The organism is Streptomyces vietnamensis, from assembly GCF_000830005.1.
In the GTDB taxonomy this organism is placed as follows: Bacteria; Actinomycetota; Actinomycetes; order Streptomycetales; family Streptomycetaceae; genus Streptomyces; species Streptomyces vietnamensis.
In genome coordinates, this window is record NZ_CP010407.1 from 1,020,180 (window position 1) to 1,038,764 (window position 18,585).

16 protein-coding genes are annotated in these 18,585 nt (G+C 70.9%); 7 read left to right on the forward strand and 9 right to left on the reverse strand.

Translation table 11 applies throughout. The features are described 5' to 3' along the window. Positions 1-263 precede the first annotated feature (263 nt). The gene (locus SVTN_RS04390) at positions 264-845 is read right to left on the reverse strand and encodes a TetR/AcrR family transcriptional regulator (RefSeq protein WP_041127869.1); all 582 of its coding nucleotides are present in this window, start codon (positions 843-845) and stop codon (positions 264-266) included. 151 nt (positions 846-996) lie between these two features. Between SVTN_RS04390 and SVTN_RS04395 the strand changes: the two genes are divergently transcribed. Together SVTN_RS04395 and SVTN_RS04400 are read left to right on the forward strand one after the other, a co-directional pair. Continuing rightward, positions 997-2,187: a 7TM domain-containing protein gene (locus SVTN_RS04395; protein WP_041127870.1), complete on the forward strand. Its 1,191-nt coding sequence runs from the start codon at positions 997-999 to the stop codon at positions 2,185-2,187. Continuing rightward, complete coding sequence (locus SVTN_RS04400; RefSeq protein ID WP_041127871.1) at positions 2,184-3,047, forward strand: sugar-transfer associated ATP-grasp domain-containing protein; 864 nt, start codon at positions 2,184-2,186, stop codon at positions 3,045-3,047. The genes SVTN_RS04395 and SVTN_RS04400 overlap by 4 nt, the downstream gene beginning before the upstream one ends. Before the next feature lie 178 nt (positions 3,048-3,225). On the opposite strand, the gene SVTN_RS04405 is transcribed toward SVTN_RS04400, so the two are convergent. From SVTN_RS04405 to SVTN_RS43065, 4 genes are all read right to left on the reverse strand, one after another. Further along, positions 3,226-3,885 carry a response regulator gene (locus SVTN_RS04405; protein ID WP_041127872.1) on the reverse strand — a complete coding sequence of 220 codons (660 nt, stop codon included), beginning with the start codon at positions 3,883-3,885 and terminating at the stop codon, positions 3,226-3,228. Between the two features lie 10 nt (positions 3,886-3,895). Then, entirely contained in the window at positions 3,896-5,281 is a 1,386-nt protein-coding gene (locus SVTN_RS04410) for a sensor histidine kinase (RefSeq protein ID WP_159026415.1), read from the reverse strand. An 88-nt stretch (positions 5,282-5,369) separates the two neighbouring features. Beyond that, positions 5,370-5,678, reverse strand: a complete 309-nt coding sequence (locus SVTN_RS04415; RefSeq protein ID WP_052498962.1) for an agmatine deiminase family protein — start codon at positions 5,676-5,678, stop codon at positions 5,370-5,372. Between the two features lie 91 nt (positions 5,679-5,769). Then, positions 5,770-7,374 (reverse strand): serine/threonine-protein kinase, encoded by a 1,605-nt coding sequence (locus SVTN_RS43065; RefSeq protein ID WP_099055159.1) that lies wholly within the window; start codon positions 7,372-7,374, stop codon positions 5,770-5,772. Between the two features lie 99 nt (positions 7,375-7,473). On the opposite strand from SVTN_RS43065, the gene SVTN_RS04425 reads away from it, so the two are divergent. The 4 genes from SVTN_RS04425 (at position 7,474) to SVTN_RS46095 (ending at position 11,286) form a co-directional block, all read left to right on the forward strand. After that, complete coding sequence (locus SVTN_RS04425; protein WP_174518228.1) at positions 7,474-8,100, forward strand: TetR/AcrR family transcriptional regulator; 627 nt, start codon at positions 7,474-7,476, stop codon at positions 8,098-8,100. Positions 8,101-8,350: 250 nt separating this feature from the next. Next, positions 8,351-9,511 carry an agmatine deiminase family protein gene (locus SVTN_RS04430; protein WP_041127874.1) on the forward strand — a complete coding sequence of 387 codons (1,161 nt, stop codon included), beginning with the start codon at positions 8,351-8,353 and terminating at the stop codon, positions 9,509-9,511. A 21-nt stretch (positions 9,512-9,532) separates the two neighbouring features. Then, the gene (locus SVTN_RS04435) at positions 9,533-10,405 is read left to right on the forward strand and encodes a DUF4436 family protein (protein ID WP_041127875.1); all 873 of its coding nucleotides are present in this window, start codon (positions 9,533-9,535) and stop codon (positions 10,403-10,405) included. 488 nt (positions 10,406-10,893) lie between these two features. Next, complete coding sequence (locus SVTN_RS46095) at positions 10,894-11,286, forward strand: DUF4158 domain-containing protein (protein ID WP_078908200.1); 393 nt, start codon at positions 10,894-10,896, stop codon at positions 11,284-11,286. Positions 11,287-11,524: 238 nt separating this feature from the next. On the opposite strand, the gene SVTN_RS04445 is transcribed toward SVTN_RS46095, so the two are convergent. Genes SVTN_RS04445 through SVTN_RS04460 form a run of 4 tightly spaced genes read right to left on the reverse strand, consistent with a single transcriptional unit; the run spans position 11,525 to position 16,884 of the window. Further along, positions 11,525-12,574, reverse strand: a complete 1,050-nt coding sequence (locus tag SVTN_RS04445) for a C40 family peptidase (RefSeq protein ID WP_041127877.1) — start codon at positions 12,572-12,574, stop codon at positions 11,525-11,527. Then, positions 12,567-13,049 carry a poly-gamma-glutamate biosynthesis protein PgsC/CapC gene (locus SVTN_RS04450; RefSeq protein ID WP_041127878.1) on the reverse strand — a complete coding sequence of 161 codons (483 nt, stop codon included), beginning with the start codon at positions 13,047-13,049 and terminating at the stop codon, positions 12,567-12,569. The genes SVTN_RS04445 and SVTN_RS04450 overlap by 8 nt, the downstream gene beginning before the upstream one ends. Next, entirely contained in the window at positions 13,046-14,797 is a 1,752-nt protein-coding gene (gene pgsB / locus SVTN_RS04455) for a poly-gamma-glutamate synthase PgsB (RefSeq protein WP_041127879.1), read from the reverse strand. The genes SVTN_RS04450 and pgsB overlap by 4 nt, the downstream gene beginning before the upstream one ends. Before the next feature lie 5 nt (positions 14,798-14,802). Continuing rightward, positions 14,803-16,884 (reverse strand): HAMP domain-containing protein, encoded by a 2,082-nt coding sequence (locus SVTN_RS04460; RefSeq protein ID WP_245727867.1) that lies wholly within the window; start codon positions 16,882-16,884, stop codon positions 14,803-14,805. 394 nt (positions 16,885-17,278) lie between these two features. Here SVTN_RS04460 and SVTN_RS04465 point away from each other — a divergent pair, with 394 nt between their 5' ends. Continuing rightward, the gene (locus tag SVTN_RS04465) at positions 17,279-18,133 is read left to right on the forward strand and encodes a hypothetical protein (RefSeq protein ID WP_052498965.1); all 855 of its coding nucleotides are present in this window, start codon (positions 17,279-17,281) and stop codon (positions 18,131-18,133) included. Positions 18,134-18,585: the final 452 nt, after the last annotated feature.

Here is an 18,585-nt window from a genome sequence, read left to right on the forward strand (position 1 = left end):
CGCCGGCGGTCGGCCACCGCCCCGCCGGGCCGACGCCGACCACCGCCCACGCACTCGGACACGACGAGCCCAGCGGCTCGATCGAGGCGACAGGCAGGCCCGACGCATCATCGTCCACCGGAACCTGCTCAAGTTGCCCGTCGACCGCGGCGATCAGACGAAGGTGCTCCTCACGGTGCTGCCCGGACGCGGCACCTGTCGGGCAGTGGGTTTCAACCGGTGAACCCCCGCTTCGGCGCGCAGGCGCACCGGCAGGAACCGCATCACGGGTTGCCCAGCCGTTCGGTCTCCGCGTCGATGGCCTCGCTCATCAGGGTCCGGGCGTGGGCGATCTGGAGCGTGCCGCTGAGCCAGCGCATGCTCAGGCCCTCCAGGAGGGCGGTGAGCCGCTCCGCGGCCGCGTCCAGAGCAGCTGCCGAGGCCATCGGCCGGACCTGCCCCAACAGGGCCGCCACCTCCTGGATCCAGACCTGGGTGGCGCGCGCCAGGTCCTCGCGCAGGAGGTCGTCGAAGACGGCGCTCGCCCTCAACTCGCCCCAGGCGGTGCTGTTCTCCCTGACCTCGGTCGAGTCCTGGAGTTCGAGGAGGAGCGTCTGGTCCAGTTCCTCACGCGGGCCGAGCGGTTCGGCGTCCGGGTCGCGGTGGGTCGTGTAGCGCTCGGCGCGGTCGCTGATGAACTCCAGCGTCTTGCTCAGGATCCCGGCGCGGTCCTTGAAGTGGTAGTAGATCAGCGCGGTGGACACGCCCGCCTCGGCGGCGAGCTCCTCCACGCGCAGGCCGCGGACCCCGCGCCGGGCGATCACCCGGGCAGCGGCTTCGAGGAGCTGAGTGCTGCGAGACGCCATGACCCGAACCTTACCGGGCCCATGGGTCGGCGGGATCACGGCCCTGCCGAGGGGAAGGGCGGGATCGGTGGCGGTGCGTGGGTAACTTTCGTTGCCCTCTTCGGGCCGATCGGTACTACTGGCAGCCGGTCCCCTGTCCAAGGCTTTTCCCATGCATGACCTGCAGAAGTACGAAGAGAGTGCGGACAGCGCGGACCGGGCGGCCGACGCCCGTCGCGCGGGACGCACGGGGGTACCCGTGTTCGTGAAGGTCCTGGCGGCCGTGGCCTGTCTGGGCTTCCTGCTGATGGGGGTGCTCGGTTCCCCCGACCGGCCCCTGAGCGGGTCGTCCGAGGTCATCGGGGAACGGGAGATGGTGCGCATCAGCGGGCCGGCGGGACGGAGTGTCGAGGTCCTCGCCCTGATCGACACCGGTGCGTCTGCGTCGTCGGTGGACACGTCGCTGGCGAAGGAGCTCGGTTTCGACCTCGACGCGGCGCCCAGGATCACCGTGGGTTCGGCGCTCGGCCGTGAGAGGCGCCCGGTGGTCGACAGCACCGTGCGGCTGGCCGGCCGGTCGTTCGTCGCCAAGCTCAGCGTCAACAACCGCTCCAAGCGCGAGACCCCCGTCCTGCTCGGCCGGCAGGAGGTGCAGGGTCTTCAGGTGGCGGTGGGCAAGAGGCTGCTCACGCAGCCCGATTCGACCGCCGCGCCGTCGGCCCTGCGCATCCTGTTCGCCAAGGCACCGGCGATCGACCCCGTGTCGATGATGGCGCTGCTGCCCTTGGCGGCCCTGCTGATCGTGGTGCTCCGGGTGGTCGTCGGGCTGAACACGCTGGGCACGTTCAGCCCGGTGCTGCTGGCCCTGGCGTACGCGCAGGCCGGCCTTCCCCTCGGCGTACCGCTGACGCTCGTGATGTTCGCGCTCGGGTTCGCCCTGCAGCCCCTGCTGCGCCGACTGCACCTCCCGCGGGTCGCCCGGCTCGGCGTACTGATCGGGGTGGTCACGTCGGGCCTGATCGGCGCCCAGCTCGCCCTGGGCAGTTTCGGACTCTCCGACTCGTGGGGGATGTCGCTGCCGGTCGTCGTCACGGCGATCGTCACCGAGCGCCTGTGGGAGGCATGGGATCTCGACGGCGTCAGGGCCGCCGCCACGGGGGCCGCCCTGACCATGGGCACGGCCGTCCTGGTGGCGCTGCTCCTCCTGACACCGTACGTGCGCGAGGTCGCCGAGGCGGTGCCCCTCCAACTCGCGCTCGTGTGCGCGGTCTGGACGTCGATCGTGGGAACGTACCGCGGGCTGCGGCTGAGCGAGCTCTTCCGATTCGCGCCGGCGGCGAAGGCACAGGGGGCGAAGGCGTGATACGGCTTCGCGGCTGGGACCCGGTCATGGGCATGAACCTGCGCAACGCCCGGATCTCCCGGCACAACTCCTCGGCCGCCATCCGGCTCGTCAACGACAAGTACGCCACCAAGGAGGCGCTCGCCGAGGTCGGCGCCCCCACCTCCCCCACCCTGGCCCTGCTGCGCTCGCGCCGGGAGATCGCCTCCCTGGACTGGGACGGTCTGCCCGACTGCTGGGCGCTCAAGCCGAACCAGAGCCTGGGGGGCAACGGCATCCTGCTGGCCTTCGGCCGGAGTCACCGGAACTGGACGTCCTCCTCCGGCAAACGGATCACCAGGGACGTGGTCGCCGACCAGCTGCGCCGCATCCTGGACGGCGACTTCTCCCCGCGCCCCACCGACTGGGCCATGTTCGAACCCCTGATCCGGGCCCACCCCGGCCTGGCCCGGCTGTCCCACCAGGGGCTGCCGGACATCCGGGTGATCTGCGACCGGGACAGGCCCCGGCTGGCGATGCTACGGCTGCCCACCCGGTTCAGCGGCGGGCGGGCCAACCTGCACCAGAAGGCCATCGGCGCCGCCGTCGATCTGGCCACCGGCCGGATCACCCACGCCCTCGTCGGGAAGGAGCCGACCGAGACCCACCCGGACACCGGCGCGCGGCTGATCGGCTCGATCGTTCCGCACTGGGCGGAGGTACTCGACGCGGCGAGCCGGTGCGCGGCGGCGACCGGCCTGCACTACCTGGGCGCGGACATCGTGGTCGACGCCGACCGGGGGCCGCTGATCCTGGAGGTCAACGCACGACCGGGGCTCCAGATCCAGAACGTCACCGGTCAGGGCCTGATGACCGCCACCACCCACCCGGGGAGTCCCTGATGCGCTGGACCGCACTCGTATCCAAGTTCGTCGTCGCCGGGACGGCCGGAGCCTTCCTCGCGGTCAGTGCCGCGGGCGTACAGCCGCCACGGCAGGCTTCCGACGCGGACCCCGGCAGAGAGGTGCCGGCGGACGGGCGCCCCACCGCTCCCCTTCCGAGTCCTTCACCGACAGCCGGTCACCGCTCGCCCTGAAGGAGTCGGGCGTCGTGGGCCAGAATGGCCGCCTGGACTCGGTTGGAGCAGCGCAGCTTCGTCAGCATGCGGCTCACGTAGCCCTTGACCGTCCCCTCCCCCAGATGCAGCTCCCTGCCGATCTCCGCGTTGGAGGCGCCGGTGCTCACCATCGCGAGCACCTCGCGCTCTCGGCTGGTGAGTTCGGCGATTCGGTCCAGGCGCGGATCGGCCGGTTCCTCGTCGCTGTCGAGGTAGCGGTCGATGAGGTGCCGGGTGATCTGGGGGGACACGACCGGCGCGCCGGAGGCGACCCTGCGGACAGCCTGGATGAGTTCCTGCGGGGTGCTGTCCTTGAGGAGGAATCCCGTCACCCCCGCCTTCAGAGCGCGCTCCACGTAGGCGTGTTCGCCGAAGGTCGTGAGCATGACCACACGGACCGAAGGGGTCTGCTCGGCGATCCGTTCCGCCGCCAGGAGTCCGTCGATGCCCTCCATCTGGATGTCGAGCATCGCGACGTCCACCTCGTGCCGGGCGGCGAGCAGCAATGCCTCGTGCCCGTCCGACGCCTCGGCCACCACCTCGATGTCGTCGGCGTGCTTGAGCACCAGTCTGATGCCGGCGCGAACCAGTTCCTGGTCGTCGGCGAGGAGAACACGGATCACGGCGGAAGCCTCACGTCGGGGAGTGGAGGAAGGTCATGGAAACGGCGGCCCCGTCGATGTCGGAGATCTCGTCCACCTCCGGGTACGGGACGAACGCGAGGGTGACGAACTGCAGGACGACCACACCCACCACACCGAGGGCCATGGCGGCAGCGCTCACGAGCCGGTGCGGCCATGTCCGCGCCACCGCCACGACGTGCCGTCCGGCCGGGGCGGGCGTGCTCGCCACAGCGGGGCCGGCGCCCAGAGGGATGTGGGCGTCGACCGCGTACCCGCCGTCGTTCGCGGGTGCGGCGCGCAGGGTGCCGCCGAGCAGACGGATCCGCTCGTGGAGGCCGACGAGTCCGAGGTCGCCGCCCGGCAGCCTGGCCGCCCGTGCGGCCTGCCTTTCGGGCCCGTTGCGCACATCGACCCGCACCTGCCGGGCTTCTCTGCGTACGACGACCTGCACGTCCGCCGCGGCCGCGTGCTTGTGCACGTTGGTCAGGGCCTCGCGGATCACCCTGTCCACGGCGCGCCGCGCGGTCGGGCTCTCCCCCGTCAGGTCCTCGCCGCTCCACTCAAGGCGTACGGCGATCCCGGCGGTACGGGACTGGGCGACCAGCGCGGCGACCTCGGCGTGGGTGCCCGTATTCGCGGTCAGCGGCTCCGACGTGCCTGACGGCGGATCCCCCGCACGCAGAACCCCCAGGACGTCCCGCAGCTCGGCCATCGCCTGACGCACCGTGCTGTGCACCAGGCGCGCGCTGCGGTGCACCTCGGGGTCACCCGTCTCGCTGGCCATCTCAAGGCCGCCGGAGTGCAGGGCGATGAGACTCAGCCGGTGGCCGAGCAGATCATGCATCTCGCCCGCGATCCGCGAACGTTCGCGCGATCTGGCCTGCTCCTCCGCCGAGCGGTGGGCACTCTCCAGGAAGGCGTTGCGCTCCTCCAGGGCCTGGACCAACCGCTCGCGCTGCCCCGCGAGCGCACCGGCGAGGCCGGGCAGAACCCCGCACACGATGGCCGTGACGAGAACGACCATCACGTCGTACTCGAGGATCGGCGCCGGCTCCGCGGCCGAGTTGGCCGCCGTGACCACCACCGGCACCGTCACGGACACGGTCAGGAGGAGGACGCGGTGGTGGAGACGGGCCCAGCTCAGGCCGGCCGTGTAGGCCACGGCGGTCAGGGCTCCGCCGGTCAGCGGCTCGAATGCCACGATCACGGCGGCGGAGACCAGTGCCGTCGCGGTCCATCGCCGACGGACGAGCACCGCCGACACCGCCCCCGCCGCCGCGGTGAGCTGGCCCGCTGTTCCCAGGAGCGCGCTCTGCTCGGAGCTCCAGCTGTCCCAGTCCAACAGGGCCGCGACCGTCGCCGCGGTCACGGCGATCAGTACAAGATCGGCGATCAACGGAAACACCCGGTTCCGCATTCCACTCTCCAAGAGGGCCGGTCGCCGCCGGTGGGCGGCGACCGGTGGTTCGTCCGGTGTCGTCCGGTCAGACGGCCGGGGGAACGACCGGCTGGGACTGGGTGGCGCAGTGGATGCCGCCGCCGCCGGTCGCGATGTTGTCGATGTCGAGCTGGACGATGGTCCGGCCGGGGTAGGCGGCCGCGAGGATGTCGGAGGCCACGGTGTCGGCGGCGCTGTCGCCGAACTGGGGGACGAGGACGGCGCCGTTGGCGGTGTAGTAGTTGGTGTAGCTGGACAGGAAGGCGCTGCCCCTGTCCTTGCCGCGGATGCGCTTGCGGTCCGGGCCGGGCAGTTCGGTGACGGTCAGGCGGCGGGACGTCGTGGGCGTGTCCATGGGACTCCTGCCTGGGAGGAGGGGGCGGGTGTTGCACGCAGAATGTCGCAGACTGAAAATTCAGTCAATGATCACTTCGGGACCATGCCCCCTACTGATCACTGCGGTAGCGCTCGAAGGCCGCCGTGACCCGCCCGCCATCGGCCTGGGCTTCTATCAGCCGCACGACGACGAGCCCCTTCCCGTCGGAGCTGCGGACACAGAAGGGCCGCTCGTCGGCCAGGTCCGCGAAGGCGATCCGGGTGGCCGGGTCCGTGTCGATGCCCCGCACGCAGTCGGCGGGGCTGAGCTCCTCCGACGGGGAGACGAAGGCGTCGCTGTCCTCCGGGAGGACGAACTCCGACCGGTCGCGCGCCAGGTACCAGGCGGCGGTGTCCGCGGGAACGACCTTCCCGGACTTCAAGTCGAACTCGTAGGTGTCGTCGGGCAGGGTCAGCTCCACCTCCTTGCCGCCGGACACGTAGGAGTCCGCCGGGGGATACGAGGGGCCGTAGCCGGCGTCGTCGGCCCGGGCACCGAGGAAACGGACGACGCCTCCGGCCGCCCCGAGGACCGCGAGCACGGCGAGAACCGCCACGATCAGGCGCCGCCGCCCCTTCCGCGCCCGGCGCCGCGAGGGCTCGACCGGAGCGTCGGCGGCACCAGACCGCGGAGACGGAGGCGCCGGGGCCGGGAATGGGGCCGGCGTCGAGACCGCGGCCGCGGCCGGGAATGGGGTGGGGGTCGAGACCGCGGCCGGGGACGCGAGAGTGGGCTGCGCGTGGACGGGTGCCGGGCGCGCCCCCCTTCCCGCCACCTCGCTGCTGACCGTCTGGGGCAGCCAGCCCTCGGCGAACTCCGGGCGGCCCCCCACCAGGGGATGGGCGTGGACGGCGGCGATCAGGTCCGCCGTCGTGGGGCGGTCCTCCGGCCGCTTGGCCAGGCACCAGGCCAGCAGATCGCGCAGGTCGTGCGGTACGCGGGCGAGGTCGGGCTGCTCATGGACCACCCGGTACAGGGCGGCCGACTCCGGCCCCGCCCCGAAGGGGGTCTCGCCACTCGCCACGTACGCGATGAGCGCGCCGAGCGCGAAGACGTCGGTGGCCGGGGACACCGGCCGGCCAAGCGCCTGCTCGGGGGCCATGTACGCCGCCGTACCGATGCTCAGGCCCACTCCGGTCAACGCGACGGCGTCGGCCGCACGCGCGATGCCGAAGTCGATGACGCGGGGGCCGTCCTCCGCGATCAGTACGTTGGCGGGCTTGAGGTCACGATGGACGACGCCCGCGCCGTGGATCGCCTGGAGGGCCTCGGCGACGCCCGCCATGAGCAGCAGCACCGTCCGTACCGGGAGCGGACCGTGGCGCTGGACCACCTGCTGCAGGGACGGACCGGGGATGTAGGCGGTGGCGAACCACGGGGTCGGGGCATCCACGCCCGACGCGACCACCTGTGCGGTGAACAGGCCGTGGATGCGCTCGGCGCTGGCCACTTCCTGGGCGAACCGCAGGCGGAACTCGGGATCTCCCGCGAACTCTTCCCGCACCACCTTCAACGCGATCGGACGGCCGCCGGGGGTGTGGGCCAGATACACCACGCCCATGCCGCCCGCGCCCAGCCGAGCCTGGAGGTGATAGCCGCCGATCTCTCGCGGGTCGTCGGCCGTCAGCGCCACGTGTGTGTACGCGGGCTGTGAGCCAGGAAGCTGAGCGGACATGCGGTGGCTCTTTCGACGATGTGGAACGAATGACGCGCATCAACGGATCGGCCGACGCGGCTGACGCATAATGGCTCTAACTAAAGATTCAGTCAATATATGGCACTCTTGGTTCAGACCGCTCAAGAGGAGGATCGCGTGGCGACAGACCGCCGAAGGGCCATCCTGGAAGGTGCCGCCCGAGTCATAGCCCGGCGGGGAGTACGCGGGCTGCGCATGGATGAGCTGGCGACCGAGGCCGGGGTGTCCACCGCGCTGATCTACTACCACTTCAAGGACCGGGCCAGTGTCCTTCGCCACACACTGGAGTTCATCAGCGATCGGGCCGACCGGTACACGCACGCATCCGACGAGGACGGCCCCGGTGGACCGCACGACGCCCTGCAGGAGCTGGAGCAATCCCTGCTCCTGGAGTTCCAGAACCTGCCGGAGGTCCGCGAGAACAGCATCGCATGGGGCGAGCTGCGCGCCAGCGCGATCTTCGAGCCCGAGTTGCGCGGAGATCTGGCCAGAGCCACGCTGACCTGGATCCACGATGTCGCGGACCTCCTGAGCTGCGTCCGACCGTCGACGCCCGCGCCGGCCCTCACGGCAGCCGCGGAGAGGCTCACCGGCCTCCTGGAGGGACTCAGCACGCGCTGGCTCAGCGGCGCGCTGCCGCTGGATCACGCCCGCAGAATAGTGAAGGAGGCGGTCTCCATCGAGGTCGAGCGACTGAGCAGCTGACATTCGCCACAGGCCCGCGGGCTCGGCAACTCCGTCCGGGATGACGTCCTCAGATTTGACTGAATTTTCAGTCAATGCCACAGTTGGCGCAACACGAAGGCCGTGTCCCGCCCGACGTCGCTGGCGTTCAGAGGGCCGGCCCGCACCCTGTGGAGGGCCCAGAGCCGCGATCCACGCCCCTCACCTCCCCTGATGCCATCGCCGCCGGATCGATCCCGGCCCCACCCGCCCCTCACGATCGGAGACCCCGATGTCCGACCTCCTCCCCTCGCGCCGCTCGGCCCTGCGCGTGCTCGCCGGAATCGGCGCGCTCGCGCTCGGCGCCACCGCGTGCGGCCCCGGCGAATCCGGCCCGTCCGGAGCCGGGGGCACCACCGGCCCGACCTCGGGAACCGACGAGGAGCTCCGCATGCCCGCCGAATGGGAGAGCCACGCCCGCACCTTCATGGCATGGCCGGCGCTGGAGTCCGTCTGGGAGGACGACCTCCCCTACGTGCGCCAGGACATCGCCCGGGTCGCCCGCGCCATCTCGGAGTACGAGTACGTCGTGATGATGGCCAGGCCCGACCAGCTGGCCGCCGCCCAGAAGGCCTGCGGCAGGGGCGTCGAGGTCATCCCCCTCGCCGTGGACGACCTGTGGGCCCGCGACACCGTCCCCGTGTTCGTCGAGGAGGGCGGCAAGGTCACCGGCGTCGACTTCAACTTCAGTGGCTGGGGCAACAAGCAGACCCACGCCAACGACGCCCGGGTCGGACGGAAGCTGCTGTCGAAGTACGGGACCCCCCGCATCCAGACGTCGATCGTCGCCGAGGGCGGCTCCTTCGAGACGGACGGCGAGGGCACGCTCCTGATCACCGAGAGCTCGATCGTCAACGACAACCGCAACCCGGGCAAGTCCCGTGCCCAGATCGAAGCCGAGCTCAAGGAGCTCCTCGGCATGGAGAAGGTGATCTGGCTGAAGGGCGTACGCGGCGAGGACATCACCGACGCCCACGTCGACAGCCTCGTCCGGTTCACCGCGCCCGGTGTGATCCTCCTGGACCGCGCCTTCCCAGGCATGCCGGCCGACTCCTGGTCGCGCTCCTCGGACCAGGCCAAGGCCGTGCTGAGCGAGGCGACCGACGCCCAGGGCCGCGCCTTCGAGGTCATCGACCTCCCGCAGCCCGACCCCGACCGGATCACCGGCTACACCGACGACTTCCTGTCCACCTACGCCAACTTCTACGTCGGCAACGACGCGGTGTACATGCCCAAGTTCGGCGACAGGAAGGCCGACGACCGCGCCCGGGGCATCCTCCAGGAGCACTTCCCCAAGCGGGACATCGTGCAACTGAACATCGACACCATCGCCACCGGTGGCGGCGGGATCCACTGCTCCACCCACGACCAGCCCGGCAAGCCGGTCGACTGACCACGATTCACGGGAGCCTCCATGCCCTCCATCCGACGCCACAAGCCGACCCGCGGCAGACTCCTCCCCGCCGCGATGGCCTGCGGCCTGATCGTGGCGGCCATCACTCTGGGTACGTGGCTCCAGTTCGGCGAACGCCAAGCCCTGGACCGGGTGTACAGCGCGGGCGGTTCAGCCCCCGACCGAGTGGACATCGAGGCCTCGATCCAACGTGTCGACGCCGCCGGACGAGAACTGACCCTACGCGTCCAGGTCACCCCGCGCGGAGAGCTCGCCGAGGCCGGCGGCGTCTCACCCACCGAGGACCTGACGGTCCAGACATCGACCTCCACCCGGGGCGACCTGTCCTTCAAGGCGCACAGCCGCATCGCGACCACAGACCTGCCCGTCACCATGACGGGCGGCTCGATCACGGACTACCCCTTCGACGCCTACGACGCGGCCATCGAGTTCAGTGCCACCCAGGGCGGCGAGAAGGTCCCCGTCCACGTGGCGCTGACCAACAGCGACGCGCTCTTCTCGGCGTCGGTGGACGACGTCTCGGACGACGACGGGACAGCGGCCTTCGACGTCGGCCTGGGACGCTCCGACAGCGTGCTCGTCTTCACCGCCTTCATGATGGCCGCCATGTGGGGCCTCGCCCTCTCGGTTCTCACCGGAGCATGGTTCCTCGTCACCCGACGAAAAGGCCTCACCTGGCCCGCCCTCGGCTGGATGGCCGCCACGCTCTTCGCCCTGGCCGCCTTCCGCAACACGGCCCCGGGCACGCCACCGATCGGCTGCCTCATGGACTACATCGCCTTCCTGTGGGCGGAGACCGTCGTCGCCTTCTGCCTCGCCACCGTGGTCGTCACGGGCTTCAGAACCGAGCGCCGGACATCGAGCACCGAGTAGTCCCCCGGCAAGCCCGCCGGTACCGGCGGGCTTGCCGGCGTCTGGGCCGGCCTGCGCCGTCCTGGCTCCGCTCGGGAGGCGAAGCCCACCCCCTGGGGCACCGCCGCGTCCTCGCTCCGGACCGCATCGCGCTACCGAATCGCGACCAGGAGGGGAGAGCTGATCGAATCTACGAGTCGTCCGCCTGATAGTGGCAGTGGCGAGCAGCGGCCCTCCCCGAGAAAGTGGACGCGCGTTCGGGCGATCAGGCGGCCGGCGTGCGCCTATCGGACTCCCACTGGTGCCGGTATTCGCACAACTCGCCGCGCAGGATGGAGAATTCACGGCTCGCGTATGGGGATCCGCGGTCGGAGCGGAAGACCGCGCCGTCCAGGCAGCCTCGGGTGGTGGCCCTGAGCCTTTTCCAAGCCGGCGGTGTTGAACGCGAGTTGGACATGCCTGCACAACGACGAAGCTCCTGATGGACGGGTTCTCGACCAAGATCACCCGTGTCTGTCAGGAGCTTCGCGCGCTTGTCCACCCTTCCCCGAGCTCTCGGCTTCGCTCGAGCAGGGGAGACCCCATTCGATCGATCCGTCCAGCCGCACCTTGCGCTTCCCGACCAGCTGGAAGGCCGGTTCCCCGATGTGCTGGAAGAGGCCCCGCCGGCCGCGGTGGAGTACGTCGCGGATCCGGTGAAGGTCCCGGCCGCCGACTCCGCGAAGTACACGCTGGTCGGCCGGACTGCCGAGTACCACCGCAAGCAGATCCGCGAGGCCCTGGGGTTCCGGCCGTCGACGGTCGCGGACGAGAGGGCGCTGGGTGACCGTCGACGGTGCACCGTCGGTGACCTTCGTTCGCCCGTGCGGACACGCTGTCAGGCATGGTGGCCGCACCGGTGACCACGCCGTCAGGGGTCACCTTGCGGATGCCGCCGGAGACCGACCGGCACGTGCGGACCTTCAGGGCCTGGCCCGCGCCGTCGGCGACCGCTCGTTACGCGACCCTGTTGCCGTGCTGTCGTCGGCGTTGCGTGCATCCTCCGCCTGTCCGCCTGCCCGGGGCCGGGCCAGTGAGACGAGCGACCTGTTGGGGGCTCCTCGCTCTTCCGGCGATCCGCTCAGCCGTGCGTGTACGGCGCTACAAACGCTTCGCGCTTCTCAGCCCCGATGCGTAGAAGCCGTTGCCGTCGAGCCGGGCCGTGCCGCCCAGGTCTCCGAAGGTGGGGCCGTCGGCCTCCTCGCGGCTGGAGACGAAGCGGGGCTTTCCGTCGGTGTCCAGGCCCATATACATGCCAACGTGGTCGAGCCGGGGTCCTGTGCGGGCGTCGATCTCGAAGAACACGAGATCACCGGGCTGGAGTTTGCCGAGCGAGCGGGGGCGCTGCCCGGTGAGGGCCAGAATGTCCACGCCGACCTTGCTGCGTGCCATGGCGTTCGAGGTGCGAGGCAGTCCGTCGCCGGCGGTGTCGCTCGGGGCCAGCGGGAAGCGTGCCCGGTAGCCGAGGATCAGGCGCATGTAGCCGGAACAGTCGAGGGCGCGGTAGCGGCTCTTGTCGGGCTGAACGGTGGTGCCGTCGCGGAAGGTGTAGGGGATGCCGAGGTAGTCGTAGAAGTCTGACTCCTCCAGTCGCTTGTCGCCTGTGGGGTCGGGGTTGACGGGTCCGAAGCTCGCGTCACCGGCGTAGGCGGCCCCTTGCGCGTCCTTCTTGAGTTTCGCCCCGTAAAGGTATTCGTGAGCGAAGGCCATCAGGTCGGGTTCGGTGCTGGTCCGTTCGGCGTCGAACCAGACGGTGAACCAGCGGGCCTTCTCGGCACCGGCTGTCCAGGGCCGGGGCAGGAGCCGCACCCATCGGTCCGTGACCACCTTCGCCTTGGTGAAACGCGCTTCGGTGAAGGTACGGACGGGTCCGGCGAGCACGGCCGTACGGGCTCCGTCGGTGAAGCTCGCGACCACCGAGCCGTCGCCGCCGCGGGCCACCGTGCGGTTCGGGTCGCTGAGTCGCTCGTAGGTGAGCGCGCTGTCGGAGGCCCGTGCCGTTGCCTTGTCCGCCACCACGGGTGGTGAGGGCACGGCCCTGTCCTTGCGCAGCTCGCCGGTCAGATATACGGACGCGCCGAGCAGGAGGGCGGCGGCGACTGCCGCGAGAGCGCCGCGCATCCGGCGCTTGTGACGGGTCGTGTCAGGCATGGGGCATCACTCCGAGCAGGATTCCGACCGTCAGCACCACGTAGGTGGCGAGGGCGACCGTGCTGGTGGCGAACATGGTGGCGCCCCGGGGCTGCCGGATGAGCTGGTAGGCGATCAGGCCGGGCACGATGAATCCGAGGGTCTGCGTTCCGTAGAGGAGGGGGAATTCCTTCCGCAGCACCACGTACACCGTGGCTTGAAGCAGCACTCCCATCAGCACGACGGCGGCGAACAGTCGCTTGCCGTAGAGGATGACGAACTTCTGGAGGAGTACCGAGCCCGCGTAGGTGGCGGCCGTGATGCCCAGGACCATGACGGCGAGCCACAGGTCCTGCACCAGGGTGAGCGCGAGCCAGCCGGGCGTGATCATGCCGCCGGGCGAGAGGTTCGTGGTCAGGTAGCAGACCAGCGAGAACAAGAGCCCGAGAGCGATGCCGAGAGCGGCTGTCTCCGGAGTGAGGACGGCGGGGATCAACGGGGCTCTCCTGTGGGGTTCCAGTAGTCGTTCGGCGCGGGGTCCCCGGTCGTCCGACGGGGGAGGTTCGGTGTGGTGGGGTGCCGGCCGTGGGGCGGGATTCCGCCGGGAGCCCCCTGGGGCGGGTGGGCGTCCGGGCCGCCGGGCACGGCGTACGGAGCAGTGGTGCCGTGTTCGTCGTACTCGGGGGCGGGGGCGTGGTGCCTCCCGAACGCCTCCGACACGTGGGCGGGCAGCTGTTCCGTACGGTCCAGGCCGCGGGTGCCACCCCGATCCGTCACGCCTTCGCCCTGCTCCGTCGACCAGGACACAGCGGGCACGAACACGGGCATGGGTGTCGTGCGATCGGCAGGTACCGGGCCGGGGAGGCGCATGGTGTGGTCCATCGGTCCGGGCTCGGAGGGACGGGCGTAGGCGTCGACTGCGGTGTACGCGGCGTGGCTCTCCCTTGCACCGCCGCCGTGACCGTCGGGACGGGTGCCGTACGGAGCGGTCTCGTCGCTCGCCCAGGTGCCGCTCACAGGTTCCGGGTCGGGGCGCCACTCGTCCGGCCACTCGCCCGGATCGTCGTCCGCGGGCAGCTCGGCCAGTTCTTCCAGGAGCAGTTCTCCTTGGCCGTGGATGTTGCCGATGGCCACGAGCGAGGTGCGGGGCCCGAGGTGGTCGACGATCTGGTTCAGAACGTCACGGGGGTCCCTGCGGTCGCCGCCGAGGTCGACCACACGGTCGCGCCACTCGGCGGGAATCGCGTCCGAAGCGCTCTTGGTGGGCTGGCCGATCAGGAACACCCGGTCCGGGGCGAGGTCGGGGACGATCTGGCCCATCTGGCCATTGCGCTCGACGCGGTCGGGACGGCAGTTGATCAGGACGTTCAGTGGCCGCTGGATCGCGCCGAGTTCGAGCAGTTGGTTGATGTTCATCAGGGTCGACTCGGGGTCGTTGGCCGCGAAGACGTTCGCGAAACGCAGCCGCTTGCCGCCGGGCGCTTCGTATCGCTCCACGGAGAGGACGCCCGGGTCCGGGGGCGCGTCGTACATGCCCTGCAGGGCCGTCTGCCGTTCCACGCCGAGCAGTTCGGCGACCTTCAGCGCGATGGCCACGTTTTCCTTGAAGGTGAACCAGCTGAATCCGCGCAGTTCCGAGTCCGTGACGGTCTCCGGGTCGACCGGGATCAGGGTGCAGCGGCGCCGGTCGGCCTCCTCCTGGAGGATGTCCAGCCGGTCTCGTTCGGCGGTGACACAGATGCCGTCGTAGGGCATGGAGCGGCACAGCGAGCGGGCCACGTCGTCCAAGGTCGGCCCCATCTCCTCCAGATGGTCTTCCCGCACGTTGCACAGGACGCCGATCGTCGAGCGGATCAGTTTGCTCTGGTTGACCTCCTGGAGGGCCGGCATCACGGCCATGCACTCGATGACCAGCGCGTCGGGCCGATAGGCGGCGGCCCTGCGCACGATGCCGATCTGCTCGACGACGTTGGCGATCCCGAACTTGCGGTAGACGGGTTCCTCCGCGGCGTCCGGGTGGATGAACCGTGCTGCCGTACCGGTCGTCTTGGCCACCGTCCGCACGCCACCGCCGCGAAGGGCGCCCGCGCACAGCCGGGTGATGGAACTCTTGCCGCGAATGCCGTTGACGAGGACCCGGGTCGGAATCGACGCGAGACTCGCGTAGTGCCTCCGCTGCTCGACGACGCCTGCGACCAGCACCACCGTGCTCGACATCAGCAGGACCAGATAGAGAAAGAGCACGACAGTCAGTTCCTTCCATGGGGGGCGACGACACGCGTGCGCGGCTCTTCGTGGATCTGCCGGCGAATCAGTTCCATGGTGCGCATCACGGCGCCGACCTCGTCGTGGTGCTGCGGGAACAGCACGGTGCGCAGGTCGCCGTCGGCGAGCCTCTCGGCATGCGCGGCCAGGGAGCGCAGCGGGCGTACGACGACGATGTACAGCCAGCCGAGGCAGGCCACGGCCGCGGCGCTGCCGAGAAGCCCGGCGAGCATGGTGCGGCGCTGGGCGACGTACTCGGGCAGCGTCGTCCAGGCGCCGGGCTGAGCGCTGACCACCTGCCAGCCCAGCTCTCGAGTGGCGCCGGTGCCCTGGAGCGGTGCCACGGCGGTGATCACCGTCTGCTCTCCGCGCACCACCCGGGACTGGGACCGATGGCTGCGTGCCGCCTCCTGGCACAGCTGGTCCAGGCCGTGGCCGGAGAGCCGGTCGAAGGCGAGGAATCCCTCGCGGCTGTCGGCTGCGACGGTCCTGCACCCGACGTCGACGAGGTGGACGCGGCCCATGCCGGGCCTGCTGACCAAGGTCACCAGGAACCGCGGGTCGTACTCGCCGACCACGGTGGTGCCCTTCTGCCCGGGTACGGCCGCGTAGGCGGCGATCACGGGCTCCTTACCCGAGTCGTTGACCTGGACGACCTTGCCGGCCCGGAGCTTGGCGACCGCTGCGTCCTGCGGGCGGTCGCCGGAGCCGGCCGTCACCTTGCCGTCCCTGACGACGTACAGGGACCGGTAGCGCTTGCTCTCTGCCCGCATGCGGTCCAGGAGGTCGTCGGCTGCGTCCTGCTTCAGGTCGCCGACCGTCTGCGCGGTGGCCGCGAGGTCGGCGTAGCCCTCGGCGAGCGCCTTGCGCACCCGCGCCGCGGTCGTCTCCGTGCGCAGCTGATGGTCCGTCACCAACCGCTTCGGCACCGCGACCGTGTCGTCCCCCCGTTGGACCAGGAAGAGCAACGGGACCGACCACAGCAGGACGAGCACGGCACACAGCGCGAGGACGAACCCCGCACCGACTCGACGGCGGACCGGCTCGGGCAGAACGCCGTGCGGCGTGCCGAGCAGGCGCAGGCGCAGACGCTCCAGAGCACGGCCGATCCGTGCGGCCTCGCCGAAGCGGGGTGCCGACACCTCACGGGCCGTGTCGCCGTCGGCGACACGGCGGCTCTCCACGTAGAGCCTCAGCAGAGGACGCTGCAGGAACAGGTACAGCAGTAGGGAGACCAGCAGGGCGACGGCGATGAGCAGCCCGGCACAGGCCAGGCCGAAGATCTGGGTGCTCAGTGCCACCGGGTCGTCGTCGACACGGACCGCGGTCGCCACGGTCAGGCCGAGGCTCTGGGCGGGAGTGGCACGTTCACCGTCGGCCGCCGCGATCGCCCCGTAGCCGGTCGCCAATCTGCTGTCGCCGTGCCTTACCGCGCGCGACCCGCTGGGGGCCTTTCCGGTGCCGTCGCCGCGGGCGGCCGCGAACTCTCCGCCCGCATCCCCGAGCGCCTTCCGCGCCTCAGCGGGACCGTTCGCGGCCAAGACCTTGCCGTCCGGGCCCAGCACGCTCGTCGCGCGGGTGTCGCCGCTGGCGGGGGTCGGCACCGACAGGCTGCTGGACGTCACCAGCAGGCGCGGCCCGGCGCCGGGCCGCGCCGCGAGCGGCGCGAAGACCAGTACACGTACCTCGCCGGTGCCGAGCCGGACCAGCTTGGGCTGGATGACACCGTCGGCGGTCCGGCGGTCACCGACCGAACCCAGCGGAATCGTCTCGCCGCTGGCCGCGAGCAGGGTGCCGCGGCCCGCGTCGATCACCGCCTTGCCACGCCACTTGTCGTAGGCGGCGTCGAGCCCGTCGAGGATCTGCGCGTCGGACCGGCCGCCGACCCCGTCGAAGGAACGGGCCGCACGCTGCAGGTCGACGACGCTCTCGTCGAGCGAGGCACGCAGCGACAACGCGCCGTCCTCGGCAATGCGCTCCTGAACCGTCAGCACCGCACTGTCGACGGAGGCCCGTTCCTGGTCGCGCAGCAGCACGACCGTGGTCGCGGCCACCGCTACCAACACGGCCAACAGGGCGGCTATGGGAGGGCGGACACCCCCGAGCAGGGGCATATCGGCGCGGCGCCGGGTCTTGTGACGCCGCCGTGAGCGCGGCGGCGAGACGGCGGGAGGGGGGCCGGACGCGGGACGGGCACGGCATCCTGTTGAATCAGCTTTTATGTGGACTTCGTTCATTTCCCGTTCAGTTCCTCGGGTCGGCGTGCGCGCCGTGCATCGCGACCAGCGGACCGGGCCCCGCTCCGCGGCGGCCACCCGGCTTCCTCTCGCCGCGGGATTCACGGCTCTGCTCACACTCGTGCTGCTCGGTGCAACCGGCTGCTCCCAGGGGTTGAGCGACTCCGGCGGGGCGTCGGCCACACCGCACCCCTCCGGGTCCGCGGCGTCGGCCGAGGAAGTCGTGGACCTCAGGAGCCGGATCACCGCATTCACCGGGCGGATCTCCGCGAACCGCGGCTACGAGGGGCCGGACCCCGCGCAGCGCCGTGCGGTGGCGGACGGCGTCCGGTACGCACTCGACGGCGACCTGTCTTCCGCGAGAAAGCGGCTCGCCACGGTCGACTGGACCGTTCGCGCCCTGCGGGACCGGACCCACGGCCGCGCGTTCGCCGAGCTGGCCGACAAGGATGACGACGCGGCCGGGAAGCGCGGCTGGGGGCGCGTGTACGTGAGCCTGGGCGACGGACGGCCGCGCTGGACGGTGCAGGCACCGCACCCGGTCGCCGATCTGCACAGTGAACAGCTTGCCGTCGGTACGCTGCTCGCGGTGCCCCGCGGAGTCCTGGTCCTGGCGGGTGCGCACCGAGACGCGGGCCGGGGAGGCAGCGCGGACGCCGCGCACCGCACGGACACCGTGTTCGACGCGGTCTGCGACATGCTCGCCGGGCAGGGGCTGCCGGCGCTGCAGGTGCACGGCTACGCCGACGACTCGCTGCCGGACGAGGACGTGATCGTCTCCACCGGACGCGGGGACACGGCGCAGCAGCAGGCGGGCCGGCTCGCGGAGGCGCTCACCGTGCGCGGCCTGGCGGTGTGCCGCGCCGAGCGGGACCGCTGCGGCGATCTGGAGGGCCGCAAGAACGTCCAGGGTGTCCGGGCCGACACGCTCCGGGTGCCGTTCCTGCACGTCGAGTTCAGCCGGTCGGTGCGGAGCGGTAAAGAACCGACCGAGGACGCGGTGGGTGCTCTCAGCGAAGTGGCCCGGTCCTGGGCCGACGGCCCGGCTCCGGTTTCCGCTTCCGCCTCTCCGTCCTGAACTGGCGTAAGGGAGGGGGATCTCCCGGCGCACCGCACCGCAGCAACTCGGCGACGGCCTGGGCCCGGCCATGAAAGTACGCACATACGCGTCGGCCTTCGCCGGCATCCGCAGAGTGGCCCGCGATCGGTCCGCTGCCGCGGAGGCGACCGTCGGCCACTCCGTACCGAGTGCGGGGACCGGCACAGCGGCCGCACACGACCGGAACAGTCGGCGGCAAGAGGTGACTCGCATGTCCATGAAACTCCCTGGATGGAGGGCGGGGAGGTTCCGCATCCTGGCCTGAACTGAAAATTCAGTCAAACTGGAAGGACGCAAACCCGACCTTCATGAGCAAATAGGCCAGGCTGCGGGCTCCCGTCGCCGACGGGTTCGCGTGGCGCGCCGCAACCTACGGAGCGGGCGAGACGGGGTGCCCGGGCGGGCACACCCCTATGGCGCCCCCGCCCGGC

Coding starts and splice junctions, on each gene's coding strand:
- SVTN_RS43065 (WP_099055159.1), bottom strand. CDS start 7,374: ATGTCCGCTCAGCTTCCTGGCTCACAGCCCGCGTACACACACGTGGCG.
- SVTN_RS04395 (WP_041127870.1), top strand. CDS start 997: ATGCATGACCTGCAGAAGTACGAAGAGAGTGCGGACAGCGCGGACCGG.
- SVTN_RS04425 (WP_174518228.1), top strand. CDS start 7,474: ATGGCACTCTTGGTTCAGACCGCTCAAGAGGAGGATCGCGTGGCGACA.
- SVTN_RS04445 (WP_041127877.1), bottom strand. CDS start 12,574: ATGCCTGACACGACCCGTCACAAGCGCCGGATGCGCGGCGCTCTCGCG.
- SVTN_RS04415 (WP_052498962.1), bottom strand. CDS start 5,678: ATGGACACGCCCACGACGTCCCGCCGCCTGACCGTCACCGAACTGCCC.
- SVTN_RS04435 (WP_041127875.1), top strand. CDS start 9,533: ATGCCCTCCATCCGACGCCACAAGCCGACCCGCGGCAGACTCCTCCCC.
- SVTN_RS04430 (WP_041127874.1), top strand. CDS start 8,351: ATGTCCGACCTCCTCCCCTCGCGCCGCTCGGCCCTGCGCGTGCTCGCC.
- SVTN_RS04390 (WP_041127869.1), bottom strand. CDS start 845: ATGGCGTCTCGCAGCACTCAGCTCCTCGAAGCCGCTGCCCGGGTGATC.